22 protein-coding genes and 1 pseudogene are annotated in these 25,805 nt (G+C 35.3%); 3 read left to right on the top strand and 20 right to left on the bottom strand.

The features are described from left to right. Positions 1–58: 58 nt before the first annotated feature. Genes ORNRH_RS04290 through ORNRH_RS04200 form a run of 19 tightly spaced genes read right to left on the bottom strand, consistent with a single transcriptional unit; the run spans position 59 to position 21,318 of the window. Entirely contained in the window at positions 59–1,372 is a 1,314-nt protein-coding gene (locus tag ORNRH_RS04290) for a UDP-glucose dehydrogenase family protein (protein ID WP_014790682.1), read from the bottom strand. Between the two features lie 58 nt (positions 1,373–1,430). Further along, a complete protein-coding gene (rfbA, locus tag ORNRH_RS04285; protein ID WP_014790681.1) occupies positions 1,431–2,309 on the bottom strand; it encodes a glucose-1-phosphate thymidylyltransferase RfbA in 879 nt (292 codons plus the stop codon). Positions 2,310–2,321: 12 nt separating this feature from the next. Continuing rightward, the gene (rfbC, locus tag ORNRH_RS04280; RefSeq protein ID WP_014790680.1) at positions 2,322–2,873 is read right to left on the bottom strand and encodes a dTDP-4-dehydrorhamnose 3,5-epimerase; all 552 of its coding nucleotides are present in this window, start codon (positions 2,871–2,873) and stop codon (positions 2,322–2,324) included. Positions 2,874–2,888: 15 nt separating this feature from the next. Next, positions 2,889–3,938, bottom strand: a complete 1,050-nt coding sequence (rfbB, locus tag ORNRH_RS04275; protein ID WP_014790679.1) for a dTDP-glucose 4,6-dehydratase — start codon at positions 3,936–3,938, stop codon at positions 2,889–2,891. A gap of 24 nt (positions 3,939–3,962) precedes the next feature. Continuing rightward, positions 3,963–5,135 carry a glycosyltransferase family 4 protein gene (locus ORNRH_RS04270; RefSeq protein WP_014790678.1) on the bottom strand — a complete coding sequence of 391 codons (1,173 nt, stop codon included), beginning with the start codon at positions 5,133–5,135 and terminating at the stop codon, positions 3,963–3,965. Then, positions 5,116–6,207, bottom strand: coding sequence for a glycosyltransferase (locus tag ORNRH_RS04265; protein ID WP_014790677.1), 1,092 nt, complete (start codon positions 6,205–6,207; stop codon positions 5,116–5,118). Before ORNRH_RS04265 ends, ORNRH_RS04270 begins: the two co-directional genes overlap by 20 nt. After that, positions 6,207–7,088, bottom strand: a complete 882-nt coding sequence (locus tag ORNRH_RS04260; protein WP_014790676.1) for a glycosyltransferase family 2 protein — start codon at positions 7,086–7,088, stop codon at positions 6,207–6,209. Before ORNRH_RS04260 ends, ORNRH_RS04265 begins: the two co-directional genes overlap by 1 nt. Before the next feature lie 10 nt (positions 7,089–7,098). Then, entirely contained in the window at positions 7,099–8,199 is a 1,101-nt protein-coding gene (locus ORNRH_RS04255; protein WP_014790675.1) for an EpsG family protein, read from the bottom strand. Between the two features lie 8 nt (positions 8,200–8,207). After that, a complete protein-coding gene (locus ORNRH_RS04250) occupies positions 8,208–9,428 on the bottom strand; it encodes a hypothetical protein (protein ID WP_014790674.1) in 1,221 nt (406 codons plus the stop codon). Positions 9,429–9,476: 48 nt separating this feature from the next. Then, entirely contained in the window at positions 9,477–10,463 is a 987-nt protein-coding gene (locus tag ORNRH_RS04245; RefSeq protein ID WP_014790673.1) for a glycosyltransferase, read from the bottom strand. Then, a complete protein-coding gene (locus ORNRH_RS04240; RefSeq protein WP_014790672.1) occupies positions 10,432–11,460 on the bottom strand; it encodes a glycosyltransferase family 52 in 1,029 nt (342 codons plus the stop codon). Before ORNRH_RS04240 ends, ORNRH_RS04245 begins: the two co-directional genes overlap by 32 nt. A 5-nt stretch (positions 11,461–11,465) precedes the next feature. Then, positions 11,466–12,128, bottom strand: coding sequence for an acylneuraminate cytidylyltransferase family protein (locus tag ORNRH_RS04235; protein ID WP_014790671.1), 663 nt, complete (start codon positions 12,126–12,128; stop codon positions 11,466–11,468). Between the two features lies 1 nt (position 12,129). Next, a complete protein-coding gene (locus tag ORNRH_RS04230; protein ID WP_014790670.1) occupies positions 12,130–13,923 on the bottom strand; it encodes an ABC transporter ATP-binding protein in 1,794 nt (597 codons plus the stop codon). Continuing rightward, complete coding sequence (locus ORNRH_RS04225; RefSeq protein WP_014790669.1) at positions 13,916–16,276, bottom strand: GumC family protein; 2,361 nt, start codon at positions 16,274–16,276, stop codon at positions 13,916–13,918. Before ORNRH_RS04225 ends, ORNRH_RS04230 begins: the two co-directional genes overlap by 8 nt. A gap of 2 nt (positions 16,277–16,278) precedes the next feature. Next, entirely contained in the window at positions 16,279–17,046 is a 768-nt protein-coding gene (locus tag ORNRH_RS04220) for a polysaccharide biosynthesis/export family protein (RefSeq protein ID WP_014790668.1), read from the bottom strand. A 2-nt stretch (positions 17,047–17,048) separates the two neighbouring features. After that, complete coding sequence (locus tag ORNRH_RS04215) at positions 17,049–18,986, bottom strand: polysaccharide biosynthesis protein (RefSeq protein WP_014790667.1); 1,938 nt, start codon at positions 18,984–18,986, stop codon at positions 17,049–17,051. Further along, positions 18,983–20,110 carry a DegT/DnrJ/EryC1/StrS family aminotransferase gene (locus tag ORNRH_RS04210; protein WP_014790666.1) on the bottom strand — a complete coding sequence of 376 codons (1,128 nt, stop codon included), beginning with the start codon at positions 20,108–20,110 and terminating at the stop codon, positions 18,983–18,985. The genes ORNRH_RS04215 and ORNRH_RS04210 overlap by 4 nt, the downstream gene beginning before the upstream one ends. Beyond that, entirely contained in the window at positions 20,107–20,703 is a 597-nt protein-coding gene (locus ORNRH_RS04205) for an acetyltransferase (protein WP_014790665.1), read from the bottom strand. Before ORNRH_RS04205 ends, ORNRH_RS04210 begins: the two co-directional genes overlap by 4 nt. 9 nt (positions 20,704–20,712) lie before the next feature. After that, on the bottom strand, positions 20,713–21,318 hold the full coding sequence (locus tag ORNRH_RS04200) for a sugar transferase (protein ID WP_014790664.1): 606 nt from the start codon (positions 21,316–21,318) through the stop codon (positions 20,713–20,715). Positions 21,319–21,515: 197 nt separating this feature from the next. On the opposite strand from ORNRH_RS04200, the gene hflX reads away from it, so the two are divergent. Continuing rightward, on the top strand, positions 21,516–22,721 hold the full coding sequence (gene hflX / locus ORNRH_RS04195; RefSeq protein WP_014790663.1) for a GTPase HflX: 1,206 nt from the start codon (positions 21,516–21,518) through the stop codon (positions 22,719–22,721). Then, positions 22,711–23,130 (top strand): 2-amino-4-hydroxy-6-hydroxymethyldihydropteridine diphosphokinase, encoded by a 420-nt coding sequence (gene folK / locus ORNRH_RS04190; RefSeq protein ID WP_014790662.1) that lies wholly within the window; start codon positions 22,711–22,713, stop codon positions 23,128–23,130. The genes hflX and folK overlap by 11 nt, the downstream gene beginning before the upstream one ends. 16 nt (positions 23,131–23,146) lie before the next feature. On the opposite strand, the pseudogene ORNRH_RS04185 reads toward folK, so the two are convergent. Then, positions 23,147–24,031 (bottom strand): annotated as a pseudogene (locus ORNRH_RS04185) (IS982 family transposase). 228 nt (positions 24,032–24,259) lie between these two features. Here ORNRH_RS04185 and ORNRH_RS04180 point away from each other — a divergent pair. Further along, on the top strand, positions 24,260–25,693 hold the full coding sequence (locus ORNRH_RS04180; RefSeq protein ID WP_243925408.1) for an OmpA family protein: 1,434 nt from the start codon (positions 24,260–24,262) through the stop codon (positions 25,691–25,693). The last annotated feature ends 112 nt before the right edge of the window (positions 25,694–25,805 follow it).

Here is a 25,805-nt window from a genome sequence, read left to right as displayed (position 1 = left end):
AAACCCGCATAAATAGCGGGTTTGAGAGGTAAAATGCTGAGTATGTATATTTAACACATTAAACACCAATTCCGTAATAAATGAATCCTTTGTCTTCCATAAAATCCCTTTCGTAGATATTTCTTCCGTCAAAAATCACAGGATTTTTTAATTGAGTCAAGATTTTGTCCCAATCAGGGAAGCGGAATTCGTTCCACTCGGTTACTAGTGCAATGGCATCTGCTCCTTCGGTGGTTTCGTACACATTTTTGTGGTAAGAAATGCGGTCGCCAAGCACTTTTTTTGCCTCATGTGTTGCCACAGGATCTATGGCTTTAATTTTAGCTCCGTGTTTTAGTAATTCTTCGGCAATGTAGATTGCAGGAGCCTCACGCATATCATCGGTATTTGGTTTAAAGGCGAGACCCCAGAGAGCAATCGTCTTGCCCGATAAATCGTTGCCGAAATGCTTTAAAATCTTCTCGGCTAACACCAATTTTTGGCGATTATTTACATCTTCTACGGCATCTAAAATTTGAAGGGAGTGCCCTAAATCTTTGGCTGTTTTGGCTAAAGCTTTCACATCTTTAGGAAAGCAAGATCCGCCGTAGCCCACGCCTGCATACAAGAATTTTTTGCCAATGCGTGGATCGGCACCGATTCCTGCTCGAATATCGTTGATATTGGCACCCACTTTGTCGCAAAGATTGGCAATATCGTTCATGAAGCTGATGCGTGTTGCAAGCATCGCATTTGCGGCGTATTTGGTCATTTCTGCTGAGGTGATGCTCATGTAGATTACACGGAACCCGTTAAGCAAAAATGGTTTGTAGATTTTTTCTAAAATCTTTTTGGCTCGCTCATTTTCTACCCCGATGATGACACGATCTGGGCTCATAAAATCTTTGATGGCGGCTCCTTCTTTTAAAAATTCTGGATTGGAAGCAACATCAAATTCTAGGGCTAAATTTCGCTTGTTTAGTTCATCTTGCACGCAAGATTTCACGATGTGCGAAGTTCCCACAGGAACGGTACTTTTTGTTACCACGACCAAGTAATCGTTCATGTGTTGCCCGATTTCGGTAGCTACAGCTTTTACATATTGTAAATCGGCACTTCCGTCTTCTCCTGGAGGTGTACCCACTGCGATGAAAACTACTTGGCTGCCTGGCAAACTATCCTTTAACGAAGTAGAAAAATCAAGTCTCCCACTTTCGAAATTTCGGTGTACGATGTCTTCTAAACCTGGTTCATAAATCGGTAAAATTCCCTTTTTTAGGTTTTCGATTTTGGTTTTATCTACATCTACACAAGTAACTTGCATACCCACATCTGCAAGGCAAGCCCCTGTGACCAATCCTACATAGCCTGTTCCAACAATTACAATTTTCATACGCTAAATCTTTATGTTTTAGCTATGCAAATTAACTAAAAAAAATAGGACTAAAAAATTATCTTTTTTCTACAAGGCTTAGCAAATATTGCCCGTAGGTGCTTTTTTCTAATTTTTTAGCATTGTCTAGCAATTGTTCTTTGTTGATAAATCCTAATTTATAGGCAATTTCCTCAATTGCGCCAATTTTAAGCCCTGTTCGGTTTTCTACAGCTTTTACAAATTCGGTGGCCTCTACAAGCGATTCGTGCGTTCCTGTATCTAACCAAGCAAAACCACGACCTAGTAATTCTAATTTTAAATTTTTCTGGCTGAGGTAATCGGCATTTACACTTGTGATTTCTAGCTCTCCGCGTGCTGATGGTTTTGTGTTTTTGGCAATTTCAATGACGGAATTAGGATAGTAATATAATCCCACAACGGCATAATTTGATTTTGGATTAGTAGGTTTTTCCTCAATGCTTAAAACATTACCCTCCTCATCAAACTCCGCTACACCATAGCGTTCAGGATCTTTGACATTGTATCCAAAAATTACCGCTTTTTGTTCGTTTTTCACGCATTCTACAGCGTTTTGTAGCTTTTGAGAAAGTCCGGCACCATAGAAGATGTTGTCGCCTAAAATTAAACAAACATCGTCGTCACCGATGAAGTCTTCGCCAATGATGAATGCCTGAGCCAAGCCGTCGGGCAAGGGTTGCTCTGCATAAGAAATCTTAAGCCCAATTTGCGAGCCATCGCCTAATAATTTTTGAAAGTTGGGCAAGTCATGAGGTGTAGAGATAATCAAAATTTCCTGAATTCCTGAAAGCATTAACACCGAAAGTGGATAATAAATCATCGGTTTGTCGTAAACGGGAAGTAATTGCTTAGAAATTACCATGGTAAGTGGGTGAAGTCTGGTGCCCGTTCCGCCGGCTAAAATAATTCCTTTCATAGGCTATAAATTCTATAATTTGGCTAAAAATTCTTCCCAAAGTGGGAGAGATTTGTCTTTAGTAGAACAAATTACGGAATTTCTTTCAATTTGCCAATTGATGTTTAAAGTTGGGTCGTTAAAAAATACGCCAGATTCTGATTTTTGATTATAATAATTGTCGCATTTATATTGAAAAATTGCATTTTCAGACAATATTGAAAATCCGTGTAAACATCCTCTAGGAATGAATAATTGCGATTGATTTTCAGCTGAAAGTTCGGCACAAACGATTTTCCCGAAAGTAGGAGAATCCTTGCGTGCATCTACTGCTACATCTAGCACTTTTCCATGTACCACACGCACGAGTTTGGCCTGTGCAAATTCGCCCATTTGAATGTGTAGCCCACGGATGACACCGTAAGTGGAAAAAGACTGATTGTCTTGCACAAAGCGAACATTTAGCCCTGTTTCTTGGTTAAATTTTTCCTGGTTGTAGCTTTCGAAAAAGTAGCCGCGTTCATCTCCGAAAATTTGCGGTTGTATCAAAAAACAATCCTGAATTTCAGTTTCTTTTACAGTCATCTTTTTTCAGTTTTTTTATTGATACATCTTTTTGTAATACTCTTGATACTCTCCATTCACTACATTCTCAAGCCATGCTTGATTGTTTAAGTACCAATCAATGGTTTGCGATAAGCCTTGCTCAAAAGTTACACTCGGTTGCCAGCCTAGCTCATCTTTGAGTTTAGTGGCATCGATAGCGTAGCGTAAATCATGTCCAGGTCTATCTTTTACAAAGGTGATTAATTGCTCTGAAGTCCCTGCTGGATTTCCAATTTTTTCATCAATTTGCTTGCAAAGTTCTTTGACTAAATCTATGTTTTGCCATTCGTTAAACCCTCCGATATTGTAAGTTTTTTTGTTTTCTGCTTCGTGGAAGATTGTATCAATTGCACGTGCGTGATCAATTACAAAAAGCCAATCACGGGTGTATTTCCCGTCGCCATAAATCGGTAAAGGTTTTTTATTCAAAATATTGTGAATACATAGCGGAATCAGCTTTTCTGGAAATTGATTAGGTCCATAGTTGTTAGAACAATTTGAAATTACAAAAGGAAGTTTGAAGGTCTCGCCATAAGCACGAACGAAATGATCCGAAGATGCCTTAGACGCTGCATAAGGCGAATTAGGGTCGTAGGGCGTAGTTTCTTTGAATAAGCCAGTCTCGCCCAAAGTGCCATAAACTTCGTCGGTGCTGATGTGGTAAAATCTTTTACCCTCCAAATCGTTATTCCAAGCATTTTTAGCAGCGTTTAGCAAAGCCATAGTGCCTAAAATATTGGTGCGAGCAAAGGCTAAAGGATCTTTGATAGAACGATCTACATGAGATTCTGCTGCTAAATGAATTACGGCATCAAATCTGTATTGATTAAAGATTTCCTCAATATAAGCTTCGTTGGTAATATCGCCCTTTAAAAAGGTATAATTCGGTTGGTTCTCAATATCTTTTAAGTTCTCAAGATTTCCTGCATAGGTGAGTGCATCAAGATTAAAAATTTTGTAGTTTGGATATTTTGTGACAAATAAACGAACGACATGTGAGCCGATAAATCCCGCTCCGCCTGTAATTAAGATTGATTTTTTCATTACTTAGCGAAGATACTTAAAATTTTAATTCTGAGGGAAACCTTTTTCAGCGAGAATTTCATTATACTTTTCATGTAGGCATTCCCAAACATGCTGTTGGGTGTACTTGGCAATGATGTTTTTACGCGTGTTATTTTTCAGAACAGCAAGTGCTACATGATTATGCTGATAGTTGCGCATGGCTTTCTCCAACTCCTCTGTATTTTGTTTTGGAATGATGGTTCCGTTGATATTATTTTCGATAATCTCATTGGAACCGCTAATGTCTGTTACGATGCAAGGCAATTCCATGGATTGTGCTTGGAGAACTACATTGGGGAAGCCTTCGCGGTAACTAGGGAATACAAAAGCATGGCTTAATGCTAAAAATGGACGAATATCTGATTGAAATCCTGTGCGGATGATGTTTGGATTTTCGTTCATTTTTTGAATAGTTTCAGCGGGAAGAGGATCTAATTTGGGCTCTTCTTTTCCCACTAAAATTAATTTAGTTTTTGGATTATTAAGCTCAGTAAAAGCGTCGATTAGTTCTATGATTCCTTTATCTTTTACCAAACGCCCTACAAAACAAAACACAAAGTCATCATGTGAAATGTTGTACTGCTCACGAAGTGTATTTAATGTTTCTTCGCTTATTTGCTCCTTTGAAAAGTAATCGGTATCAATGCCATTTACATTGCCATTGGCGATGATTTCGAGTGGCTTATGGGTAATGCCATAACGCTGCAAATCATGTTTAACGCCTTCGCCTTCTGGAAAAATGTGTGTGGCACAAGCACAAAGAACCTTATCCATTAAGATTAAAATTTTTTGTAAAAAACCTGTGCGATAAGGGAAAATTAATCCCGTAAAAGTATGAATACGAATAGGAACTCCCGCCATTTTGCCCGCAACCATGCTCAAAAGTCCCGCCTTTGGTGTGATAGAGTGTATGATTGTTGGTTTTTCTTTCTTTAAGAGTTGATACATCTCAATCAATGAAACCAAATCTTTAAAGGGTGAAATTTGGCGTTGCATTTCCACTTGCATTGTTTTCACACCTTCCCTTTGCTGTACAGCCTCCAAATTTTTGCCCTTGCCAGACACGGCTGTCACTTCATAAAACTGATTGAGGAATTTAAGCTGTCCTCTCAATAATATGTTAAGTGAAATAGGAACGGTAGCGGTTCTAAAAAGCTTAATTTGAGAGTTTTTCATATAATTGGATATATTTATCGACCATGCGATGAATGTCGAATTCTCTGGCGCGAGTTTGGCACTTTTCTACAATTTTTTGATACATCTCAGGATCGTTTTCCAAAGATAAGATTTTTTTTGCTAAAGTCTGTGCGTCTCCTTGCGGAAATAAAACGCCATATCCTCCCACAATTTCTTTTAAGCCTGGCACCTCCGAGGCAATAAATGGTTTGCCACTTGCCATGCCCTCTATGCTAGACAACGAAAGACCTTCGTATTTTGAAGATAAAACAATGTAATCGGCGGATTTAAGATGCTCGTAAACATTTGTTTTCCTGCCTAAAAAATACACGCGATTAGATAATTCTTCAGTTTTGGTAAATTCTTCCAAATCTTGTCTTAAAACACCATCGCCTAACAAAACAACTTTAAAATTAGAAGGCAAATGATGCAGAGATTTAATTAAAGTTTTTTGATCTTTGGGCTCGTGCATGGAGGAAACTTGCATGATAACTTTATCGTCTGGTTTTAAATCAGGGGAGATTTCATTCCTATTCAGGGCTTGTGCATTGATCACATTTTCAATATTTACTCCGTTTTCGATGATTGGTAAGTTTTCTCGCTTAACTTTTGCATGCGCATCTATGATTTCTTGTACGCCTGAAGTAATACAAACGGTTTTATCATATTTATTGTAAATAAATTTTTCAATAGGCTTAAAAAATTTATTTCTAATTCTTCTGTTTGAGGTGCTATGTTCTGTAAAGATTAGTTTAGTTTTACTTCCATTAAGAAGATTTGCAAAAACAGCCCAGTATTGTGCTGGAAATAGATGCACATGTGCTATGTCGTAGTTTTTTAATAATTTTTGGAGTTTAAAAATAAGTGCAGGATTATAGACAGAACCTTGGCTTAATCTAAAAATTTTTGAACAATTTTTAGCTTCCAAAGCCTTGGTGAAAGGGTAGTCATTATCTGTTAAGAGGGCAATATCCATGCTGATTCCACGCTCCACATACAACGGGATAGAGTCGAGTAGGAGTTTTTCTGCACCTCCCATGTTTAGGCTATCTATAATTTGTAAAATCTTCATTATTTGTTTTTTCTACGATCGTTTAAATACATGGCAAATCCCAAAGGGAAACCTACGAGTGAATATAGGAAATTTACACGAGATAATTTATTTTTAAAGCCCCAATCTTTGTCATTAAAACTGAAACGCCAAAAATTGATAGTCGCTTTGATTTTTTCTTTCAATGGAATATTGTAAGAAGCCAATTCGCTGTAATGAATCATCGAAGCTTTAGGTGAGTTCATTCGGATTTTGACAATGGTATTGGTCAAGCCTCCCTCTTGGTATTCGGCTGTATAGATGCTTTTGTTGAAAAACAATAAATTATATTTTTGAGCAATTCTGTTCCAGACTAATGCCTCTGGACAGAATTTTTCTCCTTTAAATTCAGGAAAAGGAAATTCTCTCATTATGCTAGTGCGAAAAACTTCAGTTAAATCACCATTTACATTTTCTTTATATCGAATGTCTAACGAGTTTGATATGATTTGATTAAAATTATCGTTTGAGCCTACAATTTTTCCAGATGAGAGTGATTTTCTGCCAACTATACCACCTAGCTCCTTTGGGAGGTTTCTAGCTTTTTCTAAAATGATTGAAATAGCCTCAGAGGGAAGCTCATCATCAGAGTCAAGCATAATTATAAATTCCCCATTGGCTTTTTGCACGGCAAAATTTAGAGCGGTATGCTTTCCTCCATTTTCTTTTTTGAAATAATATAAATCAAAGGTACTGGGGGAAAATGTTTTAATAATCTCCTCGGTGTTATCTGTGCTGCCATCATCTACTATAATCCATTCAAAATCCTTATCAGTTTGCCTTTGTAAAGATTCAAAGACCCTAGCTAATAGATTGGCTCGGTTATAGGTAGGGGTGAGAATGCTGATATAAGGTTTTTCCATAGTAAAGTAATTAATTTAAAAAAGGATAATTTTGTCGGTATTCCATAAATTCAAACCTACCATTTCGGTTAAAATCTTGGAAGATGCTTTTGTATGGCATTAAATCTCCGCCGTCCCACAAGATGAGTAGGCGAATGAAAACTGCGCTAAAATAGACTCCTATGCAAAGTTTAAAAAAGTTTCGTAATTTTATATCTTTAATCGCATTATACATATACGGAATGGCTAAAACTAAGAAGATAAAATAGTACCAAGTTAGTCTTAAAAACGAGGCATTAGTGAGGGTGGCCAAGGTGAAGAATACATAAAGCGCAAAGCCGTTAAAAATAGCAATTCCCTTTGGTGTTTGGTAAAAGCTAGTCCTGAATTTTAGACCTAAAATAAATAAGGCTAAGGCTTCTATCAAATAGAATATATTGGCATTAGAATTTTCTTTCATATATTCAGAGGCTTTGTTGCTTCCTACTCCCTCTACGACACTTTCTTTTAATAAATCACCCAAAGGGGTAAATGACAAAAATAAAATGACTAAGGCGCCAAGTAGTAGCTGGTAATTATTAAACTTCCTATTGGCGATTAAAATATAGGGCAAGAATATCAAAGAGCTCTTGTGGAATGTGAAGGCTAATCCAATGAAAAGCAGCGCAAATAAATATTTTCTATTGATAATTAAGCTGATGGAAAGCCAAATAATCCCCATTGCAAGCCCTTGCCGTAGATAGACAAATGAATAAATGAAGAATTTACAGAAATAAATAAATAGCGAGAGGCTAATGTTTTCCGTATTTTTCTTAATAACAAAAAAATGCAAGCCATACATAATAATGGCCGAGGCAAAGAATAGGAATTCCCGTTTAGTGCTGACTTGTTGCAGAATGTAATAATAGGTTAAAAATCCTTTCTCAAAAGAGTTGTAAATATATAGTTGTTTGCCTTTTAATACTTCAAAAACTTCCGCATAAATGTATACATCATACCCTCCAATCATATCTCGTAAGCCTGTAATTAGCATTAGGCAAACCAAGAAGAAATAAACCAATGTTTTGTTTTTCATTGGGTTGCTCAGATATACCATAATGGCTAATGCAAATATGAGTAGGTATGGAATCATACTATTTTTTAAAGATTTAGTTGTCTTTTCAAATCATCCGAAACATATTGGATAGAAAAACTCTTTTGATATTCCCTTAAATTCTTTACCTGTTCTTTATAGACTGAAATTAAATTGTAATTATCGCTTGTAATTTCTTGTATTTTCTTTTGTATATCATCAAGGGAGTCACACATAAAGCCAATGTTTCCAGCATTATCGAACATATATTCAAAAATAGGATGTTTTAGGCAGATGATAGGCTTGCACTTAGCTATGAAATCAGCAACAGCACCACTAGCCCGGAATACATACTCATCTTTTGGATAGAAAAATATGACATAATCTAGAGACTCTAGCCCATTCTCATAATCTATACGAGAAAGATATTTTAAAGGCCCCTCGGCATTGCTGTTTCCAACCATTAGTTCCACATAATCATTAAGGTAGGGAGTCAAACTATTGCTGAGTAGTCCTACGCTTTTAAAATAAACTTTATTACTTTCAATCAGATTTTTGCAGTATTCAGCAAGTTTAAACAAGTAGTGCGAATTTTTACGCTCAATTTCCATACTTCCTATATGCCCTATAGTTAGGGGCTTATTTGGAATGTCTCTAGGTTCTTGTTTTTCTAGGTTTAAAAATGGATGTTCGATTTCAAGTATTTCGCTTTCCTTAAGATAGCCATCTTTTACTAGTATAGCTTTTTCTATTTTGTTAAGAGTAAGATAATAAAAATTTGGAGCTTTTGTCTTAAAGATTTTTTTATGAGCCCAAGCATTGATTTTGTGTATCTTTGTCGTGCCTTTGTAGATATAGTCTACATCGCCGTGTAGCACCGCAATGGTAGGCGTTTGGTAATTTCGCTTTAATCGCTTAAACCATAGAAAGCTTGTAAATGTGGTGATGGATAGAACAATCCAATCATTCTCTGTGGTGCGTTTTAGAATGCTCTTAAAATGCTGATATCTATATCTTTCCTTGCGAAGATAATTAAGTCCTTTTTTGATGATGCCTCCTGAAACTTTTTTATGAGGGATAAATTCAGGGGTGATTCTATCCTGTTCCTCGGGAGAGAGTAGTGTCTTTACACTTTCAATATTGCTTGGCAGCCCACAATGGTAAATCTTTGCTTGAGGGAATATTTTACATAAGATTTTTAGCATAGAGGCATTGAAAACCATATGGTGGTCGAACTCAGAGGTTTGGTCTATAAAATATATATTTTTTTGTTTTTCCGCAGATGACATAGATGGTGTTTTTTTGCAAAGGTATGGAATTAATAGAGATTATTAATTCTATTTTTTAATAATGAATTTATTCAGGATAAAGGGATTATTCATAAAATACTTGCTCATATTTTGGAAGCGAGTTTTTAGAGGCCCTTTGATAGGGTATAGTTTTTTGTCTTTTAAATCCTTTATGCAATTCTCTTTAAAAGAAGCGTCTACTTCGTTAGGTTTTTTATAAAATCGCCAAAGTAGATTCCACACAATTGCATTGTAGTTTTTCTGAATGGCTTCATTTATAGCGCTATTTTTACTAGTTCCCCAATTTTTTTTAATTAACTCTGCTACAAGAATTTCATCATAGAGTAATTTATGTAGTTTTTCTATGTTTTTAGGCTTAGACATCGACCCGTCTTCTTGTAAGTAATTGTATACAGTTTTGTCTGAAAAATATACTTTTGTAGGCGTGTCTAAACACATAAGTCTAGCAGTAAACTCAACATCTTCATGGTAGATTTTAGGGTGAAACAATAAGTTATTTTTCTTTAAATATTGAGTATTGTAGATGAATTGGCAGGCTGATGATGGCTGAAATCCTTCAATGAAAAAATCGTTGGCATAGCCTATGGTGTTCCATTTAATAGTATGGCAATCCATTATTCCTGTTATTTTTTCATTACTGTCTACAAATTGTATTTTAAATCCCACTAAATCTAGATTATTATCTAGACTTATCTCCAATAATTCAATTAGAGGGGGTAGGGTAAGCCAATCATCTGCATCTAGAAAGACTAAGCGTTCTCCATTTGCATTTTTTATTCCTGTATTTCTAGCTCCAGAGAGTCCTTGATTTGCCTGAGAAATTATAGTTATATTAGATTTTTGTTTAGCAATATCTTGTAGAATCACTTCACTATTATCTGTAGAGCCATCATTAATATAGATTATTTCAAATTCATTTTTGTCCAAAAGCTTATAGAGAGCTTCAAGTCTTTTAGCCCCAATTTCTAGGTGAGAAGCGCAATTATATACTGGAATGATAATACTTAGTTTCATTTCGTTTTTCTAATAAATCTTTAAAAAGTTTTTCTCCTATTAGGTTCTTTCCTGTCTCTATCTGTTTAATATTAGAGGTTATAGGGAAATGGAATGCTGCTGTAGAAGACACTGAGTAAACATTGTTAAAAGAAATTCCACATAGATCAAATAATTCTGAAGGTATAGCCTTTTCAAATATTTCTATATGTGGTAGGTGTTCCTTATAATTTGTCTTTTCTCGGGGATGTGTTTTTAAAATTATATCTTTATGGTTTAATGTTTTTATGAAATTTTTATATATTTCAATTTTTTCTTTTTCAGTCTGTAGATAGCCATCTTCAAAGAATGGCTGAGTGAATATTATATTCTTTTTTTGTTTTAAAATTTCTATTTCTTTTGAGGTTAGATTAAATAGATTTAGAATATACTCCTTTTTATAAGGAGATGCTTTTTCCCAAGCATGGGTCAAATCTAGATTTTTTTTAAATTTATTTGAAGATATGGTAATTATATAATGCTTTGCTCTATTTTCAGATTTTTCTTTTAAATATTTTGTAGTTAGTAGGTAATTCCATATAAAACGTTTAATATTGTAAATCACACTATTTTTTTTTTGCTCTTTAAGAACGGGCTCATCATGATCCTCTAATCCATCTTCAATTTTTATGAAACTTCTCCCATTTATCAAGGTATATGTGTATATAGAATGGTCATGTGAATATATATCTGCAGTTTTTAGAAAATGCCATTTAATTTTTTGCAGTAAAATTAGATACCTATAATAGAAGGCGTTTTGTAATAAAATTGTGTAGCCATCTAATTTTGTATTTGTTTTAATAATTGGCTTTGTTTTGGCCTTATATATATATTTATGAGGCAATTTATCACTTAACTCTTTAGGAATTAAATTTGAAATAAAATAAAAAGTCTTATCTATATCCTCATCTTTAATTGATAATAAAAACAACAAGAGAGGGTATATTGTGCTGAAAATTAAAGTATTTTTAAATTTCATGCTAATTATTTTAATTTACTCAAAACAAATTCAGCAAAATCAAAATCATATTGGTCATCAATATCAATATTACCCAGATGCCCTTCTACAAATAGCGGGTAAGATTCTTCATTCATAATTATCCCCTTGTTTATCAGGTGTTTTTTAGTGATGTAAAGGAGCCCGTTTTCATAATATAGCGGTTCCATATCTTGGCTTCTCATACCAAATTCATAATTAAAGGGGATAAATTTATGGTTTTTTATCTTTCCAAGCTTATGAGCATCTCGGCTCACCGTGAAAAGGCTTTTATAGTTATTTTGTGTATAGATTTCCATAGCTTCTTTGAGCAAGTTTTTAGGGCGAAGCGGATTTGTAGCTTGTAGCAAAATAATGTTATCATTATCGCCCAAATTGAGCGCCTCCGCAACATGTTGTAATGCAGCAACAGTGGGCACAAAATCTCCCGATAGCTCCTCTGGGCGGTCTATCACTTTGGCGCCTGCCTGCGTGGCCACCTCCTTTATCTTATCGCAATCGGTGGAAACTATGATATCATCTATAAAGTCAAAACTTTTAGCATAATCAATACTATGAGTGAGTAGAGGTTTTCCTCCTAGCTCTTTAATATTTTTTTCAGGAAGCCTTTTAGAGCCGCCTCTTGCAGGTATGATTACTATGTTTTTCATCTTATTGATTATTTAAATCTTGTAAATCCACCATTTGTTTAAACTTGCCATTTTGCTGGTAGAGTTCATTGTAATTCCCGTGCTCTATAATTTCGCCTTTCTCCATTACATAGATGCTATCAGCGTGCTTTATGGTGGAAAGCCTATGCGCTATAATCACCATCGTGTATTTTCCTTGTAGCCTTTCAATATTTTCCTTAATATAGTTTTCTGTTTCAGAGTCAAGGGCAGAGGTAGCTTCATCCATAATAAGTAGCTCAATGTCCTTATACAATTCGCGCGCGATTGAAATTCTTTGCTTTTGCCCGCCCGAAACTAAAACGCCATTGCTCCCCAGCGGAGAATCTTCTTTTTTGTCTAAATCATTCATAAAGCCCGTAAGAGCCACAAGTTCAATGCACGCCCAGAATCGTTTTAAATTCTCAGGTGTTTTTTCGTCCCAGAAAGTAACATTGTTAAATATCGTATCATCAAAAATTACAGGGTCTTGGGTAATGTAGCCCACTTTCTTTCGGAAGGAATCTAAGTGGTTGGTTTCAAGTTTTTTATTGTTTATGAATATATCACCAGAGTCAGGCTTGGTAAGCCCACAAATTACATTGGCAAGCGTAGTTTTGCCCGCGCCACTTTCCCCCACAAGCGCAATGGTTTCTTTGCCATTAATATGCAGCAATAGGTTTTTTAAAATATGCTTCTCGCCAAAAGATAAGTCAATTCTCTTTAAATCAATACTTTTTAGTTCAGGGATTTTGATAGGCTCCTGTTTAGCTTCGCTATCCGTGTCAAATTCTTTAAAAACAGTCATAATAGCCTCATAACCAGTGGAGTTGTTTACGAATAAGTTTCCAAATCCTTGGGCAGAAGTTAAATAAACCAAAGCTCTGTAAAAATAAACTAAGCTGACCATAATACTCGCAAAGGGCGTTTGCCTTAAACTCACCTGAATGAATATTACAGCTACAATTACGATTACAGTTATAGGCTCCCTTGCAGATTCGGCAAAGGCGTTTAGTTTTTGAATTTTATATTCTAAATGCTGTGTTTTTAGAATGTTTTTTTCAATTTTTTTATTAAATTTAGAGATGTAATTCGTGGTTTTGAGGTATTTAAAGTTACTCAATACTTGAATGATGTAGCTATTAAAGGTATTTCCCGTGAGGGTTAATTTTCTAGCGGCATCTTTGGTGGCTTTGTTGATGTATTTGTAAACGAAATTTGAAATTACCCCCCCGATGGCTACCAAAATAGCAAATTGCCAATTGGATAAAAATGCTAGAAACACATAAGTTACGAGCATCACTGCGCTTTGTATGGCTTGGAAGCAGAAATTCATAGCCTGTACCATTCTTTCCACTTGCACAGTGAGCGCGTTTTGTATTTTACCAGGGGCATATTGTGTGTAGCCGTTGTAGGATACCTTTCTAAGTTTTTTTATCAAGGTAAAGCGCATTCTTTTTATCACAAAAAGGCGAATCCTAGCGCTGTAAATATATCTTATGTAAGTGAGGGTTCCCTTTAAAACAAAGAGAACAATCATAACGATAAGCACACTTTCAAAATTCAGCTGAATGCCTATTTCTTGCAGCCCATCAGTAAAATATTTTAGATTCCCAAGCGAGTCAAAATTATCTATATCACCACTGGTAGCAGCTAGTAGCGGAATGAACATAGCAATCCCCAGTCCATCAAGTATCCCTATAAAGGCATTCATTATGATGAAGAGGTATAGGTGTATGCCTACATGTTTGCGTATGTATCCTAAAAACTCTAATGAGAAACTTTTAATCTTAATCATTTGAGGCTCCTTTTAATTTCTTCAATAATTTTTTAAACCAACTTTTATCTTTTTCGCTATGGTAGCCGTAGCCATACCCATAGTTGTAGCCATATCCATAGCCGGAATTTCTAGAATTCACATCATTTAGCACAAAAGAGGCGTGCTTAATTTTATGGTCTTCCACTGCTTTTAGTGGATGTTCTAACAGTTGTTTATCTGTAAATTCAGATCGAACAACAATGATACTCACATCTGCATATTTGCTTATATGATAAGTATCGGAAACTAATAAAAGCGGAGCAGAATCAATAATAATGAAATCAAAATCTTTTTTCAAATTTTGAATCAAAGATTCTAGCCTCTTGCTCATGATTAATTCTGATGGGTTTGGAGGAATGGCTCCAGATAAAATGACAGAAGTTTTGTTATCTAAATGAGATTTGATGATAATCTCATCAATATTGATGCTATCATCGTATAAATATTCTGTTAACCCTATTTTTTTTCTTGTTCCATGAAAATACCTTTGTAGCTGAGGATTTCGAATATCAGCACCAATAATTACGGTTTTTTTGTCTTTTAACTGACTTAATATATGAGCTAAGTTAATTGACACAAAGGTTTTTCCTTCACCTTTGATAGTGGAGGTAACAAGGATTGTCTTTCCTTCACCATCAGAGCTTCCTCCTAACATAAACTGTAAATTAGTCCGCAATACACGGAAAGACTCTGATAGATTAGATAAATCTTCTCCTGCAACATCATTGGCTTCTCCTTTTTTCAAAGAAGGTAACTCGGCTAAAATAGGATAGTCTCCGACAAGTTTAGAAAGTTCTTTTCGGCTTTTAATTTTTGTATTGAGTAAAGTAATTAGATAAATAATCCCTATAGGCAATACAATGCCAGCGAGGAGAGCTCCTAAATAGTAGGTAGAAAAGTTCATATTAACAGGCCCCGTGCTTTCAGGTGCGTCAATTAATTTGGCTTTATCAGCAGATGCAGCCAGAGCTATAGCATTTTCTTCTCTTTTTTGTAACAAAAGCAAGTAAAGATTCTCTTTTATACTTTGTTGCCTGTTAATAGAGCGCAATATCCTTTCTTGTTCCGGGAACTTACTAAAGGCTGTTTGATAGTTACTCAATTTTTCATTAAGTATTTTCTTTTGTTGATTTAGAATAGTTGCTTCTTTTTTTATAGAGTTTATAATGGCTCCCTTTAACAATGAGAGTTGATCTGCCTTTGTTTGAATTACAGGGTTTGCATTTGTTCCACTTTGCTTTTGAAGATTTCGTTCAATTACAATTTTGTTATATTCTGAAATATAAGATGCTAGTTCTTGATTTTGAGACAATACATTAGCTGGTAAGATGTCGTTAATCGAAGAATTATTAATCTGATTTTTATAAATGTTTAAAAATTCCTCTCGAGTATTTAAATCTAAAATCTCTTTCCCTAAGGATTTTATTTCTGTAAGACTTTCGCTAGCTCCTAAGGCAGGATCTACTATTTTATTATTTTCTTTAAAAGATTCAATGTCTCCTTCAACTCCTCCTAATTCATCATTAATGATTTTAATTCTTTCATTAACAAAAGCTGCAGTTCTTCTCGCTTCGGTATTTTTATCATCAATAGCATCCTCATTAAACACATCAATCAATTTATCAATGATAGCTGTAGCTTTTTCGGTTTGAGGACTAGTCATCGAAATGATGATGGCTGATTGATAATTTTGATATCTATTAGCATTTAGAAGTCCCCTTAGTCTATCGGTAACACTTTGTGCATCTGATATATTCAGTGACAATGTCCCATTGCCTATATTTTTATTTTTTTTCTTAAAAGTAACACTTCCAAAGTCAAAAATTATAGGAACATCATAATTATACTTTTTCTCAAGACCATCTTTTGATAGATAAATATTTCTATTATCATAAGATAACTGAAAGTTGAGATTAAATCGCTCTGTACTATCTTTTGGTTGTGTTATGATTTTAAAAGGTACCTCATTTCCATAGACTTCTGTTTCTAAGACTCTCCCTTTATTTGTTAAAGTGGTGTAGAGGTCTAAGTCTTCGACAACTTTTTTCAATAATCTTTTTGAACGAAGTAATAAGAGTTCATTATCTATCCCTTCAGATCTAATTCCATTTACTTCTTGTATGGCAGACAAAGCTCCAGTTCCTGAATTTCTATCTCCTGTTTTTATTAAAACAGTGGCGTAAGTATTGTATTGTGGTACAATATAGCGAGTGTACATTTTTACAATAAAGAGAGCTATTAGTACGCATATTATATATACATACCAATATCTTAAAAAAGGAGCTAAAATTTCCTTAATGTCTAAATTGTTATCTTTTTGATTCTCTCCCATAATTACTTAATAAATAGTGCGTAAATTGTAACTCCTAAAGATAAAACTGTAGAGATTGCTGCAAATGGAGTATTGTTGAAACTTAAGGTGCTAGCTTTGCTTGGTTTTATATAAATCAAGTCGTTTTGTTTTACATAGAAATATGGCTCGTTAAAAAGATTAGCATCTTTTAAGTTCACTGTGTATTTTTGGCGCTTATTGTTCTCTGTTCGGACTAACAAGAGGTTATCTATATCCGATGTCTTTTTCAAGTCTCCACTTTCCGCTAAAACTTCTAATATATTTGTGTTTTGGTTTTTTACATTGACAACCTTTCCCCCAGAATCTCCTAAAACAACAACTCTGAAATTATTTATTGTCAAATTCACAATAGGATTTTTAAGATATTTACTAAACTGAGTAGTCAACTCTTGAATAGCCTCCATACGTGTTTTTCCTGCTAAATGAATCTTTCCAATTTGAGGGAAGTTTATATCTCCAGCTTCATCAATTACAAATGTTGTTAAGTTTTGAGAACCTCCTCCTCCTGGGTTTGAAGTACCACTTGGAGCTATCAAATTTAAAGTAAAAGGAGCCAAAAGCTCTTTATCTTCAACAGACACATTTATCGAAATATCATCGCCCACTTCTAGCTTATATTCATTGATTCCTGATAAATTTGCTTTGTTTAAATTTACTTGATCTATATTCTGGAAATATAATACATCTCTCTGTGTCCTACAAGATTGTAGAACCAATAGAGTTAAAAGAAGATAAGCTATTTTTTTCATAATTATTTTTTGTCTAAAATTTCGTATTGAGAATTTTTACTAATGTATTCAGGAACAATTTCCTTTACTAAACGCACAATTTCTATTCTACCCGCGATTAATGCTCTTCTAGCGATGTGAGTTACTTGCTTTTCAATAATTTCATAAGGCACTCGTTCATCTTTCGAACGCATTATTTTTTCATGATGCGTTGGTAGCGTTGTTGTTTTATTGCTTAAAAGTTCTTCATATAACTTTTCCCCAGGTCTTAATCCTGTAATTTTTATTTCAATATCAACATTTGGTTTTAATCCACTAAGTTGAATCATCTTTCTCGCAAGATCAATGATTTTGACAGGTTCTCCCATGTCAAAAACATAGATCTCCCCTCCTTGTCCCATGACTCCTGCTTGTAGAACTAGCTCGCAAGCTTCTGGTATAGTCATAAAGAAGCGTGTAATTTCTTCGTGTGTCACGGTTACGGGGCCTCCTTCTTCAATCTGTTTTCTGAACAAAGGAATGACAGAGCCGTTTGAGCCTAAGACATTTCCAAAGCGAGTCGTGATGAATTTAGTTGTATTGCCCGGCAATTCTTGCAATGACTGAACATAGAGTTCAGCTACGCGTTTCGAAGCTCCCATTACATTGGTTGGGTTCACAGCTTTGTCCGTAGAAATCATCACAAAACGATTGACATTATATTTGCTAGATAGATCCGCCAAAATCCTAGTACCCCAGATATTGACATTAATCGCTTCTATTGGGTTTTCTTCAATTACAGGCACATGTTTATAAGCCGCAGCGTGATACACCATTGAAATATTATTTTCTTTAAATATCTTTTCAACGCGGTGTTTGTTACTTATATCTGCCAAATAAAAAAGATACTCAATATTTGGGAACTTCTCTTTCATTTCAAGCTTAATGTCATTCAAAGGGGTTTCGGCTTGATCCACAACGATGACCTTGCTTGGGTTGTATGAAGAAACTTTGCGTAAAATCTCGCTACCAATAGATCCTGCACCCCCTGTTACGAGTACGACTTTATCTAAATGACGCTGACTGATTTGATCGTTTTGTATTTTTATCTCCTTACGATAAAGTAAGTCCTCTATTTGCAAAGTTTTAAAATTAGGAGTAGCCTTAGTCTTTCCGTCTTTATTTTCCTCTTCTAAAAGTCGAACAGGTAAATGGTAAATAATGATATTTTGTTTAATAAGCTCATTTAATAAAGGCTGAAAAGCTTCATCTTTAATGTTTGCTTCTGAAAAAACAACTCCATTTAAACCTTTTCTTTCTTTTAATTCTTCAATATGATTGAGTGTATAAATTTTTCTGTCAAGTAATCTTCCTTTAATATTATTCTCTGTGTTAAAAAAACCAATCAAATTGAATCTACTATTAGGGTTTTCTGAGATCGCACTACCGAATCCTACAGCATTTGAGTCGATGCCATATACTAGAACATTTTTTCTAGAAGGCATGTCCTTGAGTCTTGTAAATAATGCAAATGCTAATTTTACATAAAACCTAAATAGGGAAAGGGATAAGAATAATACTAGGATGAAAAAGATTAAACAAAAGTCATAATATAACTTACTTCCCATTTTCCATTCCCATATTTTCTCAATAATAAATAAAACGATTAGAGAAACGAAAGTGGATAAGGATATTTTAGTAATATCTTTAATAGACGAGTGTCTAACAACTCCATAAGAAACCCTGAAGGCTACTAAGGAGAGTGCAGAGACCACAAACATCACAAGAAAGCTTGTTCTATCGCTTACACTTCCTAAGGTAGATATGCCCCAGATAGACATTAAAAAACTAGTAACTCCTAGCGAAAAAACGATAATACCCAAATCGATAGAGAATATAACCCATCGAGGTAGGTGTTTAATTTCGCTTAATCTTTCGGCTAAACTTGCAAAAAAACCTATATTTTTTCTTGTCTTTTTCATTGTGTTAGGGCGTGCAATATACAACTTTTTATTCTATCTCTATCCTCATTGGTTAAGTTGGAGCCAGAAGGCAAACATAGTCCTCTGTTAAATGCATCTTCGGATACTTTTTCGCCAAAATACATAGCATCACTAAAGACGGGCTGCATGTGCATAGGCTTCCACAGTGGTCTAGATTCAATATTTTCTTCTGCTAGTGCGAGTCTTAGTTTTTCTCTTTGTTCGTAATCTTTCAATAAAATTACAGATAACCAATGATTTGAAAATAAATCCTCGTTTTCCTCTGTCAATAATTGAATGTCTTTGAAGTCTTTGAAAAGCTCTTGGTAAAATGCGTGCATGGCTCTACGCTGATTGACTCTTTCTGCCAAGACTTCCATTTGCCCTCTACCAATACCCGCACAAATATTGCTTAAACGGTAATTGTATCCAATCTGTGAGTGCTGGTAGTGAGGGGCGTCATCTCTCGCCTGAGTGGCTAGAAATACTGCTTTTTGTTTGATGGCTTCATCTTTGCAAACAAGTGCTCCTCCTCCAGAGGTGGTGATGATTTTATTGCCATTAAAACTTAAAATGGAAATGTCTCCTAAAGTGCCACAATTTTCGCCATAGTAAGTGCTGCCTAAAGCTTCGGCAGCATCTTCTAAGATAGGGATTTCGTATTTATCAGCAATTGAACGAATCTCTCGGTGTTTATATGGCATACCGTATAAGTGTACGGCAACGATGGCTTTAGGCTTCGATCCATTTTCTATTCTGTTTTGGATAGCCTCTTCAAGTGCTTTGGGACAAATGTTTAGCGTTTCAGCTTCGCTGTCTACAAAGACGGGTTTTGCACCTAAGTATTTAATTGGATTAGCCGATGCAGCAAAAGTCATACTTTGACAAATTACTTCATCTCCAGCTTTTACACCCAATAAGATTAACCCCAAATGCAAGGCTGCTGTTCCTGCACTAAGCCCTGCAACATGCACTTTTCCTCCGAGGAAGTTTCTTAAATCTTCTTCAAAGCCATTCACATTAGGCCCTAATGGAGCCACCCAGTTTTGTTCAAAAGCTTCGTTAATGTATTTTTGTTCATTTCCGCCCATATGGGGAGATGATAGCCATATTTTTGATTTCATATATTTTTTATTTTAATTATTCTTCCAGGATTTCCGACAACTACACTGTTGTCTGGAATGTCTTTTATGATGACGCTCCCTGCGCCGATGGTTACATTCTTTCCAATTTTTATTCCTTGGATAATGCAGGCTCCAATGCCTATATGAGTGCATTCTCCTACTGTTACATTGCCGGCTAAAGCTACATTGGGCGATATGTGGACAAAGTCTTCTATTGAGCAATCATGGTCTATACTGCAATTTGTGTTTAGTATGCAGTGGTTCCCAATTTGCGTTGAATGGTTGACCACAACTCCAGGCATAATCGCATTCCCTTTTCCCATTTTAGCTTTTTTGGAAATGAACGAGAGCGGGTGAATGGCATTTACATAGTTGTGAAATTTGGTAGCGATATTTTTTCTAATCTGATTGTTGCCTATGGCAATAATTATCTCCTCATCAGAATCCTTTTCAGATGGTAAATTGAGAGGGAGGTTGCAGAAACTCTCAGCAGAAGGATTGTCATCTAGAAATTTTTCTACAGAAAACTCTCCAGAGGCTTGTAAAATGTCAAGTATTACTTTTCCGTGTCCGCTTGCACCAAATATAACCATGTCTTTTCCTTAATTAGAGCCATCAAATTTGCAAGTTGTAGCTTGCCCCTCTTTGTTAATCCCTTCTGATTTAAACACTTTTTTTATTGTTAAAAATAATATTTTAGTGTCTAAAGTTAGACTTAAATTTTTAACATACCAAACATCTAGTTTGAATTTTTCATTCCAAGAGATTGCATTCCTCCCGTTCACTTGTGCCCACCCAGTGATTCCAGGGCGAACAGAATGTCTTTTTTTTTGTTCTTCGTTATAAAGCGGGAGGTATTCTGGAAGGAGCGGTCGAGGCCCGATTAAACTCATATCGCCTTTTAGTACATTGATAAGTTGAGGGATTTCATCTAGTGAAGTTTTTCTCACGAATTTCCCTACAGAAGTCAAACGATCCGCATCAGGCAGGAGATTCCCTTGAGCATCTTTTTTGTCATTCATCGTTTTGAATTTTACAATCGAAAAGATTTTTTCATTCAGTCCAGGTCTTCTTTGGAAGAAGAAGGGGCTCCCGTGATTAGCTATAGAGAGAAATATTATGCAAACTAGCAACACTGGGCTTAGAATGATAAGCCCTAAAAGACTTGCGATGAAATCTATGCACCGTTTAAGGAAGTGTTTGTACATTTTTAATACTTAAAATTTTAGCTAAAAAATATTTTGCAAATTTCTATCATTTCGGATTAATTTTCAATTTTTTTAAGTCTTTTTTAATGTTAAAGTCTTTACCAGTGGTGAGTGTCTGTTATTTAGCTCTTGCAGTTTTGAGGGGAATAGTGTACTTTTGGAGTTCAATGATGTGTTGAGGAAAATTAAAATAAACAATGTTAGAAAAAAAAGAAGCACGCTATGAGCGTGTCATTTTAGTGGGGGTTATTACTCAAAATCAAACAGAAGAAAAGCTAAGCGAATACATGGATGAGCTGGCGTTTTTAGCATACACTGCAGGTGCTGAAACCATTGCTAGGTTTACGCAAAAACTACAACAGCCAGATTCTAAATATTTCGTGGGTAGTGGAAAATTAAATGAAATTAAGGAATTTGTAGAAGAGAATGATATTGATACGGTGATTTTCGACGATGAATTGTCGCCATCTCAGCTTAAAAATATTGAGCGTGTGCTGGATAGAAAAATCATTGATAGAACTAATTTAATCCTAGATATTTTTGCTCAAAGGGCAGAGACATCTTATGCACGCACACAAGTTGAGTTGGCTCAGTATGAGTATATTCTGCCGAGGCTTACTCGAATGTGGACACACTTGGAGCGCCAGCGAGGGGGGATTGGTCTTCGAGGTCCTGGGGAGACTCAGATTCAAACGGATAGAAGAATTATCCGAGACAGAATCTCTTTGCTTAAAAAGAAGCTAGAAACAATAGATAGGCAAATGGCAACTCAGCGAAAAAATCGCGGTTCGCTCATTCGCGTTGCGCTAGTGGGATACACGAATGTGGGCAAATCTACTTTAATGAATTTAATCAGTAAATCAAATGTTTTTGCGGAAGATAAGTTGTTTGCTACGCTAGATACGACAGTGAGGAAAGTTGTGATTGGGAATTTGCCATTTTTGCTAAGCGATACAGTGGGATTCATTAGAAAGCTCCCGACACAATTGGTAGAGTCTTTTAAATCAACGCTTGATGAGGTGAGAGAGGCGGATTTAATTTTGCATGTGGTCGATATTTCGCATGAAAGCTTTGAAGATCAGATCCGATCGGTGAACGAAATTTTAAAAGAAATAGATGTGGTTGATAAGCCAACTATCATGGTCTTTAATAAAATTGATAATTTTAGCTTTGTGCCAAAAGCCGAAGATGATTTAAGCGAACCTACGAGGGAGAATATCAGTTTAGACGAGTGGGAGCGAATGTGGATAGCAAAATCGGAATTTCCGACCTTATTTATCTCAGCAAAAAAGAAGAAAAACATTGCGGCTTTTAAGAAGACATTGTACGAAGAGGTGAAAAAAATCCACACGCAGCGTTATCCATACAATAATTTCTTGTTCCAATATTACGATGAAGAGTAAAGTTGTTTTACTTTTAGGGACAAATTTGGGAGATCGTTCGCGAAATTTAATCCAAGCCAAAGAACATTTATCAGAAATTGGTGAGATTTTTCAAGAAACATCTGTTATGGAGACCGCTCCTGTTGGTTTTACGGCAGAGCAGGATTTCTATAATCAAGTTTTGGTGTTTTATACAGAATTGTCGCCCGTTGCTTTATTGAAGGCTTTGAAAGTAATTGAGAAAAAAATGGGGAGGGTTTATACTAAACCTCTGAGCGGAGAAAAATATGTTTCGCGTATCATAGATATTGACATACTATTTTATGAAAATTTAAAGTTTTCTTCTAAAGTGTTGATTTTGCCTCATGAGCAGGTAAAGTCTAGAAAATTTGTTCATGAGTTGTTGAAAAATAGTGAGGTAATTAATTAAAAAAAAACGTAGTGCATTATCGAATGAGGTTAATTTTTAAATTGTTAATGTTACTATGAAAGACAAATTTATTGAGATATTGAATAGTAGTCAAGGAGGTAATTTTTGCCAATATTCTTGTTTTGAATCCTTCAAAAGATTTGGCATAATTACGCCGTATCATAAATTGGTCACACAACTGCGAGAATAAAGTTTCTATACGTTTTCTATACTTTCTGAATGGATAGAACTGAGGTTTGTAATCTTTTTGATTTTTTCTTTTAGGGGTTTCTAACTGGATTTTTACCTCATTGAACAAGTCAAGCTGAACCGTTTGAGAAAGATAGCCCCTGTCTCCAAGTAACACGCAATCAGAAATTTGAAGTTTTATGTCTTTCAAATAATGAATGTCGTGAACGGAGGCGGGAGATAAGTCAAAACTTTGGAACACACCAGTAATAGAACAGATCGCATGTAGCTTGTAACCATAAAAGTGTAGATTTTGAGAAGCTCAAAAACCTTTATTTGGCATTGAAAAGCTATTTTCTTTACAGATTTTGCTTCTGGAAGAGCGGGATAATTTACACACTTCTAAAGGCATGCTGTCCACCAAGAAATAGTTTTCAAAATCATTGAACTTTTTCACCATTTTGCACCTAATTTCTTCAAGAAAAGGGAAGAGTTTTCGTTTTCTTCTGTTGTAAACACTCCTTTCAATTTTAGATTCAATAGCCCAACCTTTTATCTCTCTAAAAAGCTGGTACTCAGAGTCGATAGATTTAAATTCTGCTAAAATAATTAAGCTTATCAGCTCTATATCAGATAATTTTGGTTTCACTGGTTTAAAATAGAAATTTTCAGTTCCTGAAATTTCTATTAGTTTATTCAAAATAAAATTGTAACTTGCCTCTAGGTTGCTCATAATTGTATTTGATTGGTAACCAATGCAATTTACTTTTCTTTAGGCTCATGGGCAACCTTTTTTATAATGCACTACGGGTTAAAAAAAGCATTTTAACACAAAAAATATTTGTTTAAGAGTTTATAAGTTTTAACTTTGTCGCAATTAAACTAATGAAATAAATATAAACTTATGAAGTATTTAAAACTATTTACAATCTCTTCATTGGCTCTTAGTTCTCTTCCTTTGATGGCTCAACAAGAGACAGAGGTAGTTGTAGTAGAAGACGCTACAACTCAGACTCCTCAGCAAGAGTATTTTCAGAATAAGTATTATGGTCAGAATCAAAACTATGTAAAGTTTACCTCTGATCAAAAGAAATTCAACGACTGGAGTCTCGCGGTTTATGCAGGTATCCCTTTGATTCAAGGTGCAGATTTGAATACCTCTGTTTCTGGTCATGGATCAGAGTGGGGAGGGTATGATTTGCAAGCTGTTTTGACAAAACAAATCACTCACGCATTTGGTTTAGGATTGCAGTTTAATTATGGTAAAACTAAACAGCAAGCTTATCAAGGAGGCAATGAATACAAAGGACACACTGATTATTGGATGTGGTCGTTGCAAGGTGATGTTAATTTAAGCAATTTGTTTAGAAGAGTTGATAATAAATCTCGTTATGCATGGGCTTTACATGGGTATGGGGGATTTGGTACACTACAATATGATGCATACATCAATAAAAATGGGGGGAAAGATATCCAAACAATGGAAGGTAAAGGTTTTGGATCTGTATTCTTTAATGGTGGTGGTGGTTTAAGATATAAAGTTAATCAAAGACTTGATATCGAAGCTAAGGCTATGTATTACTTTACTGGTGATGAGGAGTTTGATGGGTCTACAGGAGGAACTCAATATGATGTTGGGAATTTCCAAGACGGAACGCCAATTGCTCCAATTGCTAACATTGAAGAAGGTAAAGATGATGGATTGTTTACATTCAGTGTGGGTGCTTTGTTCAAATTAGGAAAGCATCATGAACACTTAGCGTGGGCAGATCCGTTAGCAGACATCTATCCTGGTCCTTCTCCAGAGGAATTGCAAGCTATGTTAGTAGTTTGTGCGCAAGGAGATAAAGATGATGATGGTGTTTGTGATGATTGGGATCGTGAGTTGAATACTCCACTTGGTGCTAGAGTAGATGGTGCAGGTCGTGCATTGGATACTGATTTAGATGGTGTGATTGACTTGTATGACAAGTGTGTTACATTACCTGGTCCGGCAGACAATGACGGATGTCCATTGAAGCAGGATGCTGAAGCAGCAATAAATTTAGCAATTGCAAACTTAGAGTTTTCTTTAAATTCAGATGTGATTTCTCCATCTTACTACCCATTGTTGGATAAAGCTGCTGAATACTTGAAGTATTTCAAAGATGATGTTTACAACGTAGTAAGTCATACAGACGCAAGAGCTTCTCAAGCTTACAATTTAGGATTGTCTAGAAGAAGAGCGCAAGCTGTTAAAGATTACTTAGTTCAGAAACATGGTGTTCCTGCAGAGCAATTGAATGTTATCGCTATGGGTAAAGATGATTTGAGATTCCCTCAGTGTAATCCAGCGTCTAAATGTCCAGAATGGATGAACCATGCTAACAGACGTGTAGTTTTCGTAAAACAATAATTGTTGATACAATAACTTAAATAGAAAAAAGACTGCCTTTGGGCGGTCTTTTTTTATTTTGAAATTTTTGCATTTTGAAATTAAAAGCTAAAACCTTATCGTAAGAGTTTTA

Source organism: Ornithobacterium rhinotracheale DSM 15997, from assembly GCF_000265465.1.
Classification (GTDB): Bacteria; Bacteroidota; Bacteroidia; order Flavobacteriales; family Weeksellaceae; genus Ornithobacterium; species Ornithobacterium rhinotracheale.
This window is presented reverse-complemented; position numbering and strand designations above follow the sequence as displayed.